General features: G+C 69.9%; 10 protein-coding genes and 1 pseudogene. All 11 read left to right on the forward strand.

All coding sequences use genetic code 11. The features are described 5' to 3' along the window. The first annotated feature begins 104 nt into the window (after positions 1-104). The 11 genes and pseudogenes from phnD (ACEOAB_RS01985) to ACEOAB_RS02035 all read left to right on the forward strand — a co-directional run bounded on the left by phnD (ACEOAB_RS01985) (position 105) and on the right by ACEOAB_RS02035 (position 17,699). Complete coding sequence (gene phnD / locus ACEOAB_RS01985; RefSeq protein ID WP_056588794.1) at positions 105-1,139, forward strand: phosphate/phosphite/phosphonate ABC transporter substrate-binding protein; 1,035 nt, start codon at positions 105-107, stop codon at positions 1,137-1,139. Further along, positions 1,139-2,215: a phosphate/phosphite/phosphonate ABC transporter substrate-binding protein gene (gene phnD / locus ACEOAB_RS01990; RefSeq protein WP_413750200.1), complete on the forward strand. Its 1,077-nt coding sequence runs from the start codon at positions 1,139-1,141 to the stop codon at positions 2,213-2,215. Before phnD (ACEOAB_RS01985) ends, phnD (ACEOAB_RS01990) begins: the two co-directional genes overlap by 1 nt. Before the next feature lie 143 nt (positions 2,216-2,358). After that, entirely contained in the window at positions 2,359-3,690 is a 1,332-nt protein-coding gene (gene tssK, locus ACEOAB_RS01995; protein ID WP_413750199.1) for a type VI secretion system baseplate subunit TssK, read from the forward strand. A gap of 30 nt (positions 3,691-3,720) precedes the next feature. After that, positions 3,721-5,052, forward strand: a pseudogene (locus tag ACEOAB_RS02000) (DotU family type VI secretion system protein). Continuing rightward, positions 5,049-8,651, forward strand: coding sequence for a type VI secretion system membrane subunit TssM (gene tssM / locus ACEOAB_RS02005; protein WP_413750197.1), 3,603 nt, complete (start codon positions 5,049-5,051; stop codon positions 8,649-8,651). Before ACEOAB_RS02000 ends, tssM begins: the two are co-directional and overlap by 4 nt. Further along, positions 8,648-9,292, forward strand: a complete 645-nt coding sequence (gene tagF, locus ACEOAB_RS02010; RefSeq protein ID WP_495653423.1) for a type VI secretion system-associated protein TagF — start codon at positions 8,648-8,650, stop codon at positions 9,290-9,292. Before tssM ends, tagF begins: the two co-directional genes overlap by 4 nt. A 609-nt stretch (positions 9,293-9,901) precedes the next feature. Continuing rightward, the gene (locus tag ACEOAB_RS02015; RefSeq protein ID WP_495653424.1) at positions 9,902-11,803 is read left to right on the forward strand and encodes a protein kinase domain-containing protein; all 1,902 of its coding nucleotides are present in this window, start codon (positions 9,902-9,904) and stop codon (positions 11,801-11,803) included. Between the two features lie 55 nt (positions 11,804-11,858). Beyond that, positions 11,859-13,460, forward strand: a complete 1,602-nt coding sequence (gene mltA, locus ACEOAB_RS02020) for a murein transglycosylase A (protein ID WP_056594664.1) — start codon at positions 11,859-11,861, stop codon at positions 13,458-13,460. A gap of 23 nt (positions 13,461-13,483) precedes the next feature. After that, positions 13,484-14,233, forward strand: a complete 750-nt coding sequence (locus ACEOAB_RS02025) for a hypothetical protein (protein WP_413751155.1) — start codon at positions 13,484-13,486, stop codon at positions 14,231-14,233. A gap of 27 nt (positions 14,234-14,260) precedes the next feature. Beyond that, positions 14,261-15,427 (forward strand): hypothetical protein, encoded by a 1,167-nt coding sequence (locus ACEOAB_RS02030; RefSeq protein ID WP_495653425.1) that lies wholly within the window; start codon positions 14,261-14,263, stop codon positions 15,425-15,427. A 289-nt stretch (positions 15,428-15,716) separates the two neighbouring features. Next, a complete protein-coding gene (locus ACEOAB_RS02035) occupies positions 15,717-17,699 on the forward strand; it encodes a caspase family protein (RefSeq protein ID WP_495653426.1) in 1,983 nt (660 codons plus the stop codon). Position 17,700 lies beyond the last annotated feature (1 nt).

A 17,700-nucleotide genomic window follows, 5' to 3' on the forward strand; every position in this document is an offset into this window, starting at 1 on the left:
AGGAAAAACATCACGAAACTTGCGTGTATTTGATATTTAATGGCGTCCGCGCTGCCCATGTTAGACCCGCCGATGCGCAACGGCCCCCTGTCCCAGGCCCACAAATGCAGGCTTCCATGCGCCGATTTGCCGATTTTCCAGGCGCCCTCCGTGCGGCGGCGCTGGCATTGTTCGTGGGGCTGCCGCTGTGGGCCTCGGCCCAGGCCGGCGCGCTGGACGGGCCGGTTCGCTTCGGCATCCTGCCGCTCGGAGGCGCCTTCGAGTCGCGCAACGACTGGGACCCGCTGCTGGCCGAGCTGAGCCGCGCCATCGACCGCCCGGTGAGCGTGCTGTCGGTCAATTCGTACGAGGCGCTGGAGCAGGCCATCCAGCGCGACGAGGTCGACATGGCCTTCCTGTCGGGAAAGATGGCGCTCGACGCCGTGACCCAGCGCCGCATGAAAGTGGTGGCGCAGGTGGTGCGCCACGACGGCCTGCCCGGCTACCGGGCGCTGCTGCTGGCGCGCAAGGCGCCGCCCTTCAATTCGCTGAAGAGCATGCTGGAGCAGCCGGAGCGCTGGCGGCTGGCGCGTGGCGAGAAGCAGTCGGTGTCGGGCTTCATCGTGCCGCAGCTGCAGCTCTTCCTGCCGAACCACATCGCGATGGAGACGCGCTTTCGCAGCGAGACCGTGGGCACCCACCAGACCAATGCACTGGCCGTGGCCAACAGCGAGGCCGACGTGGCCACCAACAACTCGGCCGACTTCGAGCGCTTCAGGCTGCGCTTTCCGGCCGAGACGGAGCGCCTGCAGGTGCTGTGGGAGTCGGAGCTGATTCCGCATGCGCAGATCGTGGTGCGCCGCGAATACCCGCCCGAACTGCGCAAGCGCGTGCAGGCCTTCCTGGTCGGCTACGGCCGCGCCAAGGGGCCGCGCGGCGACGCCGAGCGCGCGGTGCTCAAGTCGCTGCACGACCTGGCCGGCTTCGTGGCCGCCGACAACAGCTCGCTGCAGCCCGCGGCCAAGCTGGCCTACCAGCTCGCCAGGCAGAACGCCATGACCGCGCAATGGGTGAACGACGCCGCGCGTCAGGCCCGCCTGCAGCGCATCGAGAGCGGCTATGCGGACCAGGTCACCGTGCTCAGGGACACGACACCGTGATGAAGCCCTTGCGCGTTTTTTTTGCCCCGCCATGGTGGCTGCTGGCTTTTCTGGCCGCCTTGCTTGCCGGACCCTTGGCGGCCATGGCGCAGGGCACGGGCGCCGCCGCATCGACCGAGAAGACCGACAAGGCCGCCCCCGTGCCGCCGGCCGTCAGGATGATCCGCTTCGGCGTGCTGCCGCTGGGCGGCGCCGTCGAATCGCGCGCGCTGTGGACGCCGCTCATGGCCGACATGAGCCGCAGCCTCGGCATTCCGGTGAGCGCGTATTCGGTGCCGACGTACGAGGAGCTGGACCGCGCCATCGGCCGCGACGAGATCGACATGGCCTTCCTCTCGGCCAAGATGGCGCTCGACGCCGTGATGCAGCGGCGCATGAAGGTGGTGGCGCAGATCGCGCGGCACCCCAGCGTTCCCGAGCACCGCGCCGTACTGCTGGTGCGCAAGGACGGACCGCTCAACACGCTCGAAGGCGTGCTCGCACAGCCCGAGAAATGGCGGCTCGCGCGCGGCGACAGCCGTTCGGTCACCGGCTTCATCGTGCCGCAGAGCCAGCTCTTCCTGCCGCACAACATCGAGATGGAGACGCGCTTTCGCAGCGAGTTCGTCGGCACCCACCAGGCCACCGCGCTGGCCGTGGCGAACGGCGATGCCGACGTGGCCACCAACAACACCACCGACTTCGAGCGCTTTCGCCAGCAGTTCCCGGTGGAGGCCGAGCGGCTGCAGGTGGTCTGGCAATCGGAGCAGCCGCCCGGCGCGCCGATGGTGGTGCGGCGCGACTACCCGCCGGAGTTCCAGGCGCGGCTGCAGAACTTCCTGACCGGCTATGGCAAGGCCAAGGGCGCGCGCGGCGACGCCGAGCGAGAAGTGCTGAAGACCCTGCGCGCGGCCTACGGCTATGCCGCGGCCGACGACAGCGCGCTGCTGCCGCAGGCGCGGCTCGAATACCAGCTGGGCCGGCAGCGCGCCATGTCGGCCTCGTGGGTCAACGAGGCGGCGCGCGAACAGCGGCTGCAGCGCATCGAGAAGACCTACGCGGAGCAGGTCGAGACCTTGCGCGCGGCCGCCCGCTGAGCGGATGGCCCTAGTCCCTTCGCCGTAGCTCCAAATCCCCACGCCTAGGCCATTAGCTAGGCCGTTAGGCGGATTTGCCCGCCGCCCCCCGCGCCGGAAACTTCGTGTTTCTTTCAGGCACCCTTGCCGTTGACGGAGTGCGGATGAGTTGGCGAACAAAAGTGGTCTGGAGCGAGGGGATGCTGTTGCAGCCTCAGCACCTGCAGCAAAGCGAGCGTCATGCCGATCATGCGCGGCATGTGCTGCTGCGTTCGACCACCCCCTACGCCTGGGGCTTTGCCGAGCTGGAGATCGACTCCGCCGCGCTCACGCTGGGCAAGCTGGCGCTGGTGCGGGCGGTCGGCGTGTTCGGCGACGGCACGGTGTTCGACATGCCGGCAGTCGATCCGCTGCCCGAGCCCATCGACATTCCTTCTTCCATGCGCGACGAGGCCGTGGTGCTCGCGCTGCCGCTGCGCCGTGCCGGCGCGCGCGAGGCCGACGCCGAGGAATATGAAGAGCTGGTGCGCCACCGCGTGCTCGAGTCCGAAGTGCCCGACTCCAACACCGCCGGCGAGCGCACCGCCATGCTGCAGCTGGGCCGGCTCCACGCGCGCCTGATGCGCGCCGGCGAAGCCACCGACGCCTGGACCACCATCGGCGTCGCCCGCGTGGTCGAGCGCCGTGCCGACAACCAGGTGCAGCTCGACCGCGCGATGCTGCCGCCGCTGCTCGACGTGGCCGGCCATGCCGTCATCCGCGCCTGGCTCGACGAGCTGCTGGGCCTGCTGCGCCAGCGCGGCGAGGCGCTGGCGGGCCGCATGACCCAGGGCGGCACCGGCGGCGTGGCCGAGATCGCCGACTTCATGCTGCTGCAGGCCGTGAACCGCAACGAAGCCGTCTTCGCGCACCTGGCGAAGAGCGCGGTGCTGCACCCGCAGCATTTCTTCGAGCATGCGCTGGGGCTGGCCGGCGACCTCGCGAGCTTTCGCGACTCGCGCCGCGTGGCCCACTTCGGCCCCTACGTCCACGACGACCTCGCGATGAGCTTCCGCCCGGTCATGGACGACTTGCGGCGCAGCCTCTCGATGGTCCTCGAGCAGTCGGCCATCCGCATCGACCTGCACGACCGCAAGCACGGCGTGCGCGTGGCGATGGTGACGGACGTGGAACTGCAGCGCAAGGCGACCTTCGTGCTCGCGGTGAACGCGAGCATGCCGAGCGAGGCGCTGCGCGCGCGCTTTCCGACGCAGGTCAAGATCGGCCCGGTCGAGCGCATACGCGATCTCGTCAACCTCGCGCTGCCGGGCGTCACGCTGACGCCGATGCCGGTGGCGCCGCGCCAGATTCCCTTTCACACGGGCGCGAACTACTTCGAGCTCGAGACGCGCAACAGCGACCTGTGGCGCCAGCTCGAGCAGTCGGGTGGCATCGCCATGCACATCGCCGGCGACTTCCCCGGCTTGGACCTCGCGTTCTGGGCGATACGTTCCTAGCCAAGCGGCCGACGGAAACGGAACACCATCATGAGCACACCTCCCGATCCCTTCGCCGCCTTCGAGTCGGAGCGCACGGTCATCAAGCCGAAGCCGCGCACGCCGGCAGGAACGCCGCCGGCCGCATCGCCTGCGCCCTTCTTCGGCGGTGCCGACCCGACGCCGGTCGCCGACGTGGGCGAACTCGGCCTGCTCAACCCGCTGGTGTCGGCCGCCGGCAAGCTGCTGGTGCTGATCGGCAAACTGCGCAACCTCGCGCAGCCGCCCAACGTGCCGGCGCTGCGCGCCTCCACCGCCGATGCCGTCAACCAGTTCGATGCCGGCGCCCGCCGCGCCGGGGTGAGCAACGAATCGGTGCTCGCCGCGCGCTACGTGCTGTGCACCGCGCTCGACGAAGCCGTCGCCAACACGCCCTGGGGCGTGCAGGCCGGCTGGAACAAGCAGAGCCTGCTGGTGCAGTTCCACAACGAGACCTGGGGCGGCGAGAAGGTGTTCCAGCTGCTGGCCAAACTCGCTCAGGACGTGCCCACGCACCGCCAGCTGCTCGAGCTGATCTACAGCGTGCTCGCACTCGGCTTCGAGGGCCGCTACCGCGTGGTCGACAACGGCCGTGCACAGCTCGACTCGGTGCGCCAACGCCTCGCGGACCTGATCGCGAAAGACCGCCCGGCGGTCGAGCCTGAGCTCTCGCCGCACTGGCGCGGGCAGGGCGCGGGCACGGTGCGGCTGCGCGAGTCGCTGCCGCTGTGGGTGTTCGCGGCGGGCTTCGCGCTGCTGCTCGCGCTCGCATGGTTCGGCCTGCGGCTCACGCTCAACTACCGCTCCGACACCACCTACGCCGCAGTGTCCAGCCTGCGCGCGCCCAACATCCAGATCGCGCCGCCCGCCCTGCCGGCGAAGGCGCCGCGCCTCGCACGCTTTCTCGAACCCGAGGTGAAGCAGGGCCTGGTCACGGTGACCGACGAGGCCGACCGCAGCGTGGTGCGGCTGCGCGGCGACTCCTTCTTCGGCTCCGGCAGCGCCGAGCCGATGGCGCAGTCGCTGCCGGTGCTGCGCCGCATCGGGCAGGCGCTGGCCGAGGTGAAGGGCGAGGTGCTGATCACCGGCCATTCCGACAACCAGCCGATCCGCTCGCTGCGCTATCCGTCGAACTGGCACCTCTCGGCCGCGCGGGCCGATGCGGTGTAGGGTGCGCTGTCGACGCTGGTCGATCCGGCGCGCATGCGCTCCGAGGGCTAGGCCGACGCCGAGCCCGTGGCCGCCAACGACACGCCGGCCAACCGCGCGAAGAACCGGCGCGTCGACATCGTGCTGCTCACGGAACCCGAGCGCGTCGCCGCGAATACGGGAGCCGCGAAATGATCAAGAAAATCTTCGGTTTCCTGTTCAGCCCGCTGCTGCTGACGCTGCTCGCGCTGCTCATCGTCGCGCTGCTGATCTGGTGGATCGGGCCGCTGGTGAAGATCGGCTCGCTCGCGCCGCTCGAAAGCGAAATGGTGCGCGCCATCGTCATCGGCGTGATCGTGCTGGCCGTGGTGCTGCGCGCGCTGTACCGCCGCTGGCGCGCACGCCGCGCGAGCCAGCACCTGACCGACGGCCTCATGAAGGCCCCGGCCGCCAAGGCCGATGCGCCGGTCAACGGCGAACAGAAGATCCTCGACACGCGCTTCAGCGAAGCCGTCGCTACGCTCAAGCAGATGCGCCTGCACGCCGCCGGCAAGAAGCCGGGCTGGCGTGACTGGATGTCGATCTCGGGCGGCAGCTACCTGTACGACCTGCCGTGGTACGTGTTCATCGGCGCGCCCGGCGCGGGCAAGACGACCGCGCTGGTGAACTCGGGCCTGAGCTTTCCGCTGGCCGAGAAGTTCGGCCCCGGCGCCATTCGCGGCGTGGGCGGCACGCGCAACTGCGACTGGTGGTTCACCGACGAAGCCGTGCTCATCGACACGGCCGGGCGCTACACCACGCAGGACAGCCACCAGTCGGAAGACAAGAGCGCGTGGGAAGGCTTCCTGGGGCTGCTGAAGAAGGCGCGCCCGCGCCGCCCGCTCAATGGCGTGTTCCTTACCGTCAGCGTGGCCGACCTGCTGAGCCAGGGGCCGGAGGCGCGCACGCAACTCGCGGCCTCGATTCGTGCGCGCCTGCTCGAACTCGATTCGAAGCTCACCACGCGCCTGCCCGTGTACGTGCTCGTCACCAAGAGCGACCTGCTCTACGGCTTCACCGACTACTTCGACGATCTCGGCAAGGAGCAGCGTGCGCAGGTCTTCGGCTTCACGCTGCCGGCCGACGAGAACCTGCAGGTCGAGGAGAAGGGGCTTTCCACGGCCTTTCACCGCGAGTTCGCGCTGCTGCACAACCGCGTGAACGACGGGCTCATCGCGCGCATGCAGCGCGAGACCGACGGCACGCGCCGCGCGGCGATCTTCGGTTTTCCGGCGCAGTTCGGCTCCATCGGCTCGCTGCTGTCCGACCTGCTCGAACAGGTGTTCACCGGCTCGCGCTTCGCGCAGCCGCCATGGGTGCGCGGCGTGTACTTCACCAGCGGCACGCAGGAGGGCAGCCCGATCGACCGCGTGATGGGCAGCCTGGCGCGCAGCTTCGGCATCGAGCGCGCGATGCTCGCGCCGCAGAAGTCCAGCGGTCGCAGCTACTTCCTCACCTCGCTGCTGCGCGAAGTGGTGTTCCCCGAGCAGCGCCTCGCGGGCGCCGACGTGAAGCTGGAGCGCCGCCGCCACACCATGCGCGTGATCGGCGTGACCGCCATGACGTTGGTCACCGTCGGCCTGCTCGCCGCCTGGGGCTACAGCACGCTGCAGAACATGAACTACCTGAAGTCGGTCGAGGCCCGTGTCGAGCCGGCCCGGCAGAACCTCGCGGCGCTGCCCGCGCGCGTGCAGAACCTGGTCGAGGTCGCGCCCGTGCTGCAGGGCCTGCGCGACATCTGGAAGACGCCCGACAACCGCCAGGGCGACGAGCCGCTGTCGATGACGCTGGGCCTCTACCAGGGCGACAAGCTCGACGCCGCCGCCATGCTCACGCACCAGCGCGCGCTCAACGACGCCTTCCTGCCGCAGATCGCCAAGCGCATCGAGGACCAGCTGCGCACCGCGCAGAAGGACAACCTCGAGTTCACCTACGAAGCGCTCAAGAGCTACCTGATGCTCTACCAGCCCGAGCACTTCGACGCCGAGGCGCTCAAGGCCTGGATCACGCTCGACTGGTCGCGCAACCTCGACCGCGGCATTCCCGAAGACCAGCGCAAGCAGCTCGAAGACCAGCTCGACGTGCTGATCGCGCAAGGCCCGCCGCGCTCGCCGCTCAAGATGGACGAGAACCTGGTGCGCAGCGTGCGCGCCGTGCTCGCGAGCTACCCGCTGGAGCAGCGCGTGTTCAGCCGCCTGAAGCGCCAGCGCGCCAGCAAGGACATTCCGGCCTTCAGCGTGGCCAACGCCACCGGCCCCTCGGGCCCGCTGGTGTTCGAGCGCATCAGCGGCAAGCCGCTGTCCGATGGCGTGCCGGGCATGTTCACGTATGACGGCTATCACAAGCGCTTCCAGAACGAGGTGACGGTGCTCACCGGTCTGCTCGCCAACGAAGACCCGTGGGTGCTGGGGCAAGACCGCAACGCCGCCGACCGTCTGCGCGACGTGGCCGCGCTCGGCGCGCTGACCGACCGCGTGCGCCGCCTCTACCTGGAGGAATACGTCAAGCAGTGGGAGGCGCTGCTCGCCGACGTGCGCCTGATCCGCGTGAGTGGCCTGGAGAAGAACATCGAGACCGCGCGCATCCTCTCGGGCGTCGATTCGCCGCTCGCGAACTTCCTGCGCGCGGTGGTCAAGCAGACCACGCTGATCCCCGCGGCCGACGCCAACAAGGACGTGGTCAGCAAGGCCACTGAGACGGTGCGCAACACCCGCAAGGGCCTGGAGGACCTGTTCGGCAGCGACCCCGGCCGCCAGGTGGCGCCGGGCAAGCGCATCGAGAGCATCGTGGACGACCGCTTCGAGTCGCTGCGTCGGCTCGTCACCGCGGGCGGCCCCAACCAGCCCGCGCCCATCGACGACGCGCTCAAGCTCTTCAACGAGGTGTACGTGTACCTCAATGCGGTCGACACGGCGGTGAAGGGCCGCACCTCGCCGCCGCCCGGCGACGTGGCCGGCAAGCTCAAGTCCGACGCGGGCCGGCTGCCCGAGCCGGTACGCTCGATGGTCGAGAACCTGAGCCAGGCCGGCGCCGCGCAGGCCCAGGTGGCCGAGCGCGGCAACCTGAGCCAGGACCTGCGCCCGGTGGCCGAGTTCTGCGCGCGCGCCATCGCCGGTCGCTACCCCTTCGTGCAGAGCAGCAAGCGCGACGTGCTGCCCGAGGACTTCGGCCAGATGTTCGGCCCCGGCGGGTTGATGGACGATTTCTTCCAGAAGCGCCTGGCCGCCATCGTCGACACCAGCACGCGCCCGTGGCGCTACAAGCCCGTGGCCGAGCGCGGCGCCATCACCACCCAGGCGATCGCCCAGTTCGAGCGCGCCGCGCGCATCAAGGAGATCTTCTTCCGCGGCGGCGGCCGGGGCCCGTCGATGCGGCTGGACTTCAAGCCCGTGGAGATGGACGCCGGCATCACGCAGTTCATCCTCGACGTTGACGGCCAGCTCGTGAAGTACGCGCATGGTCCCGTCGTGCCCATGGCCGTGCAGTGGCCGGGACCGAAGGGCAGCAACCAGGTGCGCATCCAGGTGAGCCCGCCGTCGACCACCGGCAGCTCGGGCGCGGCGGTGGACGGGCCGTGGGCGTTGTTCCGTGCGCTGGACGACGGGCAGCTCGAAGCCGGCGATGCACCCGAGAAGTTCTTCATCACCTTCCAGATCGGCGCGCGCAAGACGCGATTCGAAGTGACGACGAACAGCGTGCAGCATCCGATCCGACTGCGCGAGCTGCGTGAGTTTTCTTGTCCGGAGGGGTTGTGAGCGTTGAGTCTTCATCGCCGCTCTTTGCATCGACCGCGTTGCCGGGGTGGTTCGGCAAGCTGCCGGGCATGGGCGACTTCGCGCACCGGCGGCTGCCGGAGCCGTTCCGGGCCGTGTGGGACCAGTGGCTGCAGCGCGGCATGGCGCGGCTGCGGGATCGGCATGCGGACTGGACCGAGCGGTATCTGGAGGCGCCTATCTGGTGCTTTGCGCTGGGGCGGCAGGTGGCGGGGGAGCGGGCGTGGATCGGGGTGTTGATGCCTTCGGTGGATGGGGTGGGGCGCTACTTTCCGTTTGCTTTGGCGATGGAGCTTGATGAGGCGGTGCCTGAACAGCTTCAAGGGGCGGCGCTGGCTGCGGCGCTGCAGTGGTGGGCTCATGCGACTCAGGCTGCGCTGGAGGGGCTGGATGGGGATCTGGACGCACTGCGGTTCGATGCTGTGCTGCAGAGGTTGTTTGCTGCTGCTGCTGCTGCCTCGGTTCGCGAGAACACGGTGGAGTCGTTGATGTTGCCTGTTGCTGGGGCCTCGCTTTGGTTGGGGGATCCTGCTGCTGAGCAGGGGGTTCGGATGTTGAGTACCGGGTTGCCTCGGGATGAGCAGTTCGAGGCGTTGTTCCTCGGCTTTGCGGAGGAGGGGTGAGATGAGCGCCTCTCTTCGTCTTGTTTCCCGAGGCCGGGTCTCGCCCCGGCGGGCGACTTACTTTCTTTGCTTCGCCAAAGAAAGTAAGCAAAGAAAGGCGACCCCACTGTCTGCGTCCCTTCGCTTCGCTGCGGGCAACCTGCGGTGCTCGCGTTTCGCGGGGTCCGCAGAACTCGCTTCGCTCAAACAGCTGCGGCCCTTATCCGCGAAACGCTCCGCTCCTCGGCGCAGCCAGAGGGGAGGGGAACCCTCCCGGGCCATCGCTTCGCTCGGCCCCCGTGTGGCTGCAGGCGCGCAGCGCCAGCAGCCGCCCCGCGCCGAGCGCAGCGATGGCGCGTTCGGTTCCCAAATCCCTTCTGGCTGCGCCGAGGAGCGCAGCGGTTCGCGGATCAGGGCCCGCCCTTGTCTGAGCGAAGCGAGTTTGGGCGGGACCCCGCGAACCGCGAGCACCGCAGGTTGCCCGGAGCGAAGCGGAGGGTCGCAGACAGTAGGGTCGCCTTTTCTTTGCTTACTTTCTTTTGGCGAAGCAAAAGAAAGTGAGTCGCCCGCCGGGGCGAGACCCGGCCCCGGAAAGCAAACCAAAAGCACACCCCAACAAGGAGCCAGTCAATGACCGACTCCAACGACGACCGCACCCGAGTGGTCCCCAACAAGCCTGCGCAGCCGACAACAACCGGCGACACATCAGCCACCGTCATCACAGCCGGTGCAGCCGCGAACATTCCCGTCACCAGCCCCGCCACGGGCAGCACCGAAGCCGGCCTCCTCCCCGTAGGCAGCCGCCTCGCAGAATTCGAAGTCACCAGAGTCATAGGCCAGGGCGGCTTCGGCGTAGTCTACGAGGCCTGGGACCACACCCTCGAACGCGTCGTGGCCATCAAGGAATACCTGCCAACGTCGCTGTCGACAAGACAGCAGGACGGCACAGTGGTCCCCCTGTCGGAACGACACCGCGAAACCTTCGACCTCGGCATGCGCAGCTTCATCAACGAAGCCCGCCTGCTGGCCCAGTTCGACCATCCGTCGCTGCTCAAGGTCTACCGCTTCTGGCAGGAAAAGGGCACCACCTACATGGTCATGCCCTTCTACCGGGGCGACACGCTGAGGGAGGCCCTGGTGGCCATCCCCGCCGGTGTCGACGAGGCATGGCTGATCCGCATCATGGACGGCGTGACGCAGGCGCTGGCGGTGATGCACAACGCCAACTGCTACCACCGCGACATCGCCCCCGACAACATCATCCTGCTCGAAGGCTCCGGGCGCCCGGTGGTGCTCGACTTCGGCGCCGCGCGCCGCGTGATCACCGACAAGACGCAGGCGATCACCGTCATCCTCAAGCCCGGCTATGCGCCCATCGAGCAGTACGCCGAGATGCCCGACATGTCGCAGGGCGCGTGGACCGACGTGTACGCACTCGCGGCCGTGATGCACGTCGCCGTGTGCGGCCGCGCGCCGCCGCCGTCGGTGGCGCGGCTGCTGTCCGACAGCTACGTGCCGCTCGCGGGCAACGAGATCCTGCGCCAGCGCTACAGCATGCGGCTGCTCGAAGCCATCGATGCGGGCCTGGGCGTGCGGCCCGAGCAGCGGCCGCAGTCGATGGCCGAGCTGCGCGCGGCGCTCGATCTCGAGGTGGGGCACAGCATCGCGCCGACGCCGCGCACGCAGCCGCCATCGGGCGCGCGGGCCACCACGAATGCCGATGCGGCGACGGTCATCGCCAGCGGCAGCAAGGCCGGCAGCGGCAAGCCGCCCGCACCCGCACCCACTCCCGCCAGCGGTGGAAAGGGCAGCAGCAAGACTGTCGCCGCACTCGCATCGGTCGCCGTCCTCGCGGCCGCGGCCGGTGGCGGCTGGTGGTGGTTCCAGGGCCGCGCAGGCGGTGAAGCGGACAGCGGCGGCGGCAAGCAAACCGTCACCGCCACGCCGGCCCCGCCGACCGACACCAAGGTTGCAGAGGCACCACCTCCTGCGCCTGCGCCACCACCGCCGCCTCCGGCCCCGCGCACGCCCGCCGAATCGCTGCAATCGCTCGCGGCCGGTGCAGCCCCGGGCTTCGACGTGACGGCCACGCCGAAGAAGGCCGAGGTCGCCATCGGCAAGGACCGCCTCGCTTTCGAAGTGCGCAGCAAGCGCGAGGGCTTCGTCTACGTGTTCCTGCTGTCCAGCGGTGGCGAGATGTTCCTGCTGTTCCCGAACCTGCTCGACAAGTACAACAAGATCACCGCCGGCGGCTCGCTCTCGCTGCCGCGCGCCTCGTGGCCGATGGACGCGGGCGGCCCGGCCGGCACCGACCAGTTCGCGGTGCTCGTGAGCGAGCGCGAGCGCGATTTCAGCGCCGCCGGCGTGCAGAACGACGGCGTGTTCCCCGTGTTCCCGCTGCCGGTGCTGGCCGCGCTCGAAGCCACGCGCGGCACCGGTCCGTCGCCGCTGCTGGGCAAGCCCGTGTGCGCGCCCAACACCCCATGCAACGACGTCTATGGCGTCGCGAATTTCAAAATCGTCGAGAAGTAATCGTCTGTAGGGCGTTGGCCCCTCGGGCCGCCACTTGCTGGACAAGGAGACTTTCATGACCGCTTCACAACCGCAACAGCAGCCCGAACAGCGCCTCGCCTGCGCGCTCCGATGGGCCGTTGCCGCCGCCATCGCCTCGCTGGCGGGCTGCGCCGCACCACCGCCGGCCGCCACGGGTACCGGCGCGGCCACGACGGACACCGCGGGCAGCACGACTGCCTCGCGCACGCCGCCACCTGTCGGCACCAGCGTGGCCGGGCAGGCGCGCACTTTCTCCACGCAGCTCGCCACCTACACCTCGGTCGGCTTCGACTCGGTGCCGGGCTGGGCGCGCGACGATTTCTCCGAGAGTTGGCCTGCCTTCCTCGGCAGCTGCAAGGTGCTGACCGGGCGCGGCGCCGAGTGGAAAGAGGTTTGCGCCCGCGCGCTGAAGGTCGACGGCAAGAGCAACAACGCCATCCGCGGCTTCTTCGAGGGCGAGTTCTCGGCCTACCAGATCCGCGACGACGACCGCAGGCCCGACGGCGTGGTCACCGGTTACTTCGAGCCCGAGATCGCGGGCGCCCGCCAGTACGGCGCACCCTTCATCTACCCCGTCTACGGCCAGCCCGAGGACATGCTGTTCGCCGACGCGCGCAAGCTGCCCGCCGGCAACGGCACGGTGGCGGCGCGCGTGGAAGGGCGCAACGTGGTGGTGCAGACCGGCCTCAGCACGCGCGACATGGGCGCACCGGGCCTCTATGCGCTCGATCTCTCGGGCATTTCGCGCGACACGCTCGACCGCAAGGTGCGCCTGCGGGTCGAGGGCAAGCAGCTGCTGCCGTACTACACGCGCGAAGAGATCGAGACCAAGGGCGCGCCCAACGCCAAGGTGTTGGCCTTCGTGAGCAGCGCCACCGCGCTGTACGAAATGCAGATCCAGGGCTCGGGCCGCATCAGGATGGCCAATGGCGACATCGTGCGCGTCGCCTACGCCGAACAGAACGGCCAGCCCTTCCGCCCGACGCTGGCGCAGGCCTCCAACGGCAAGCCGCGCAGCCCGGTAAAGGTGCGCGGCTCGTCCATCGAACTGCAGCTGGACGACGGCGACGAGGACGACACCGGTGCCGTCGACAGCGGCACCATCCGCACGCGCGGCTTCACGCTCGTGCGGCCGGTGGCCAGCGGTCCGGTCGTCGTGCCGGGGCGGCGCGCGGCTGGCGCGGTGAGCGGCTCGGGCATCAAGGACCCGAGCTACGTGTTCTTCAAGGAATCGATCTCGCCGGTGGGCGGGCCGGTGGGCGCCTTCGGCGTGCCGCTGTCGGCGGGGCGTTCGATTGCGGTCGATCCGCGCAGCACGCCGCTGGGCTATCCGGTGTTCGTGTCGACCCGCACGCCCGGCAGCGGCGCGCCGATGCAGCGCCTGACCATCGCGCAGGACACCGGCGGCGCCATCCGCGGCGCGGTGCGGGCCGACTATTTCTTCGGCAACGGCCAGCAGGCAGCGACCAACGCGCGCCGCATGAAGGAGCGCGGGCAGCTGTGGATTCTTCTGCCGCGCGGCCTCGCGGTGGCGCAGGCCGCGGCCTCGTCGGCCATCCGCACGCGCGGCGGGGCGGTGGGTGCGAACCTGCCGCAGTGCCTGGTGCCATCGGAGGGCAGCTGCGTCGACGACTGATCGATTGGGCGCCTTGATTTTTCATGCAGGAAACCCTCTCGTCCGCGGAAAGCAGTGAACTCGTCCGCCTCTGGCGGCGCAGGCAGACGCTGTCTCCGAACGACATGGGCGCCATGTACCGCATCGTCGGCGAGGCGCTGGTGGCCTGCAATCCGCCCGAGCTGCAGGTGCTGGGCGAGGGCCGGCAGGAGCTGGTGGCACAGTTCATCTACGTGAAGGTGCTGCGGCTCGACGCCGACCCCGACGAGGCCGACGAGCGCGCAGGCCACAGCGCGCCTTCCACGGCGTTTGCCTTGTGCGCCTACTTCCGCCGCTACCTCATCGACTGCACGCGCGCCAGCTCGTTTCGCCGCAAGTTGTCCATCGGCGACCAGATCACCGAGGCGCAGCTCGAGGACGAAATCGGTGCCGGCGAAGACCTCGACGGCTGCCTGGCCGAACACGGCCTGAGCGCGCAGGCCGTGCAGCTCGCCGCGCGTGCCTTCATCGCCGGGCTGCCCGAGCCCGAGCGCCTGCTGCTGTGCGAGGGCTTCGGCAAGGAGGCCGAGGGCGGGCTGTCGGGCGTCGCCTCGCGCCACGCCATTGCGTCGTACCACTACCGCGCGGGGCGGCTGGGCCTCGTGCACAAGCGCGAGGGGCTGACCGCGGACTACGCCAAGACCCGGCTCGGCGGCTGGATCGAGCAGACGCTGGGCATCGCCATCGAGCCCGGCAACATGGCCGCGATCCTGCAGGTTTTCAAAATCCTCGGTGCTGAAGCGTCTTATGCCTGAAGACATAGCCATTCAGGAACAGACGCCATGACCCACGACCTCTGGCCCCCGCTCAGCGTGATCCGCCAAGCGTTCGAAACGGGCACGGCCGTGCCTGACGACGCGTCGCCGCCGGGCATGGCCACCGTGGCCATGCCGGGCTCGTGCCCCGGGACGGGAGCCGAACCCGTTGCCGCAGCCGCTGCATCCGACCTGCTGCTGCCCCTCACCGATCTGGCCCGGCGCCGCGAGGCTGTCGCCCAGCGTGCCTTCCCGGCGCGCTGGGCGCCGGGCCGCCTCGTCAGCGTGGTGCACGAAGGGCGGCTGCTCGGCGTGTTGCTCGACCGCTGCATCCACGGCGAACTCTGGCAAGGCTGGATGGCCGCCGGCGAGGCCGACTGGGCATCTGCCTTCGACGTGCTGCTGGAGCCCGAGGACGAGCCCTTCGAGCCGATGTTCGGCGTGATCCAGACCTGGAACGTGCTCACGCTCGAGCCGAGCCCGCAGCTGTGCGCGCGCGTGCAGGGCGAGGTGTCGGCCACGCGTCTCGCCGCGATCCGCGCGGTGCACGACGAGTGGGCCGCGCACGCCTCGCTGGCGATTGCGCCTGAACCGGGGCGCATCGCGCTGCGCAGCGTGGGCGGTGTGTTCTCGGTGCTGTCGGGCACGCCGCTCGGTCCGCAGGACCCCCGAGCCGACTACCAGGCGCTGTACCGCGACGCGGGCCTGCGGCTGGGGGCGGCGCTGGCTCGGCCGCAGGGCGATGCATCGGCTTCTTCGCCTTCTTCTTCTTCATCTTCGCGTGCGCAGCCGCAGTCCCGGCCGGAAGACGGCTGGTGGGGCAGCATCCGCCGCTGGTTCGGCGCGGAAGGCTGGGCGCGCCCGGCCTTCGCGGTGCTGGCGCTGTTCGTGGTGATCCAGAACATCGGGGTGCTGGGCGGCCGCGGTGCGTCCGAGGAAGACGAGGTGCGATTCCGCGCCGTGCCTGCTGCACCTGCGCCGACCCGGGCCGACCTCGTGGTGCGTTGGAAGTCGGGCGTGCGCATGGACGAGGCCGACCGGCTGCTGCAGTCGATCTCGGCCGATGTGGTGGGCGGGCCGGGCGGCGAGGGCGCGTGGCGCCTGCGAGTGCCGGAGCCCGTCGATGCGCTGGCGGTGCTCGCGGCTTCGCCGCTGGTCGAGTCGGCCGGGCCGGCCCGGGAGCAGCGGCCGTGACACACCGCGCGCGTTTGTTGTCTTCCTCCCTCCCCCTCTGGGGGAGGGCAGGGGTGGGGGCACGCGGCGCATCCATGGGGCGCTCTGCCCGCCCCATCCCAGCCTTCCCCCAGAGGGGGAAGGAGCAATGCAAACGCGCGGTGTGCGAATGCTGTCGGCATTTTTCTCCCTCCCCTTCCGGGGGAGGGCCGGGGTGGGGGCACTCAGCGCATCCGATGGGCGCTCTGCCCGCCCTCATCCCAGCCTTCTCCCAAAGAGGGAAGGAGCAACACAACTTCGCGTTCTGCAGGTGCTGCTCGTGCTGTGGCTGATCGCCTGCTGCACCCTTGCTTTCGCCACCCCGCGCGCGCTGCTCGTCGGCGTCTCCGAACTCGCCAACCAGCCGCAGGCGCTGTGGCTGCAGGCGCCGCGCAACGACGTGATGCTGATGCGCGATGCGCTGCTCAAGCAGGGCTTCGCGGCGTCCGACATCGCCATGCTCGCCGATGGCGTGAATGGCGCCGCATTGCCCGAATCGCAGGCCATCCACGAGGCACTCGCCAAGCTGCTCGCGCAGTCGAGAAGCGGCGACTTCGTGCTGCTGTATTTCTCCGGCCACGGCACCCGGCTGCGCGACATCGCCAAGCGCTACCAGGAGCCCGATGGCCTCTCCGAGAACTTCCTCGCGCGCGACGTGCGCGGCACGCTGGGCAGCGACAACGTGCTCACGGGCGACCTGCGCGACGCCGACTTCGATGCGTGGATCCAGTCCTTCCTTGCAAAGAACGTGTTCGTCGCCTCGGTGTTCGATACCTGCTCCGCCAACTCCATGACGCGCGGCACCGCCGATGCACCCGCCACCGCCGAAGGCCCGAGCGACGACGAGGTGCGCTGGCGCGGCCTGCGAGCGACCCAACTGACTGGCGGTGCAGCGCCGGTGCGGCCCCTGACGCCGCCCACACCGGCCGAAGCCGTGCCGCGCGCCCGCTACGTCGCCTTCTTCGCCTCCGAGAGCCACCAGATCACGCCCGAACTGCGCCTGCCCCGCAAGGCGCGCAACGCCCGGCCGCAGGGTCTGCTGACCTGGGCCATGGTCGAGGCGCTGTCGCGCAAGCCCGCCACCTGGCGCGACCTGTTCGACGGCGTGCTCGCGCTGTACCCGTCGGTCATCGACGAACTCGCACAGCGCTTTCCCACGCGCGAGCTGCCGTCGCCCGTGGCCGAAGGCAACCTCGATGCGCCGCTGTTCGCCAACAGCGGCGCGCCCGCGTCCACGCGCCCCGTGTGGCGCGCGCAGCGCAGCGGCGACAGCCTGGCCATCAAGGCCGGCCTGCTCGACGGCCTTGCGCAGCAGCAGGAGCTGCGTGTGATCGCGACGCTCGACGACGGCGCCGTGCGCAGCGCGCCGGCCACGGTGGCGCAGATCAAGCTCGGCGGCGCGTGGCTCGCTGTGCCCGCGGCGTTGAAGGAGGTGTCGGGCAGCGCGTTTTGGAGCGTCACGCCGATGACCGAGCCGGCCGCCATCGCCTTGCGCGTGCGCGCCGACAAGCCCTTGCCCACCGGCCTCAGCCTCGACTATCCGGCGGCGATCCGCCTGGCCGACGACGCAGCCACCGCCGACGTGCGCTGGACCGATCTCGGCGCCTCGGGACAGCGCCTCGAGCTGCTCGCGCCGCTCTTCGGCGCGAACGTCTCGACCGTGGTGCTGCCCGACACCGCCGCGCTGCGCCGCCGCCTGCAGGCCTTGGCGCAGCTCAAGTGGCTCTCGCAGCTGCAGGGCTACGGCAAGGACGGCCAGCTCGACGGCTTCGATGCCGCGCTGGAGGTGTGGAGCGGCGACCGCATGCTGCGCAGCGTTCCCGTCTCGCAGGCGGCCAACGCATTGCCCGCCGCGCGCACCGGGGAGCGCGTGCGCCTGACTGTGCGCAACACCAGCGGCCGCTCGCTCGACCTCGTCATCACCGGCATCGATGCGCGCGGCAACCTGCAGTCGGTCTACCCCGACGAGCTCGGCGAAACCAACCGCTTCAAGCGCGGCACGGCCGAGCAGCCCTCGGTCAAGCGCTTCGACCTGCCGTGGCTCGATGCGGCCGGCGACGCGCGCCTGCTGGTCATGGCGGTCCCCGCCACGCCCTACAGCGCGCCGCGCCTGTTCGGCGTGGGCTACGCGCAGGCCGATGTGTCGGAAGTGCGCGTGCGCGGTGGCCAGCCGCCGGCCGAGAGTGGCGAGCGGCAGGTGTTCGCGGCCTTGCTGCGCAGAAGCGCCGCTGCGGACGGCGGAGTCCGGCCATGAA

Source organism: Variovorax sp. Varisp53 (genome assembly GCF_059491555.1).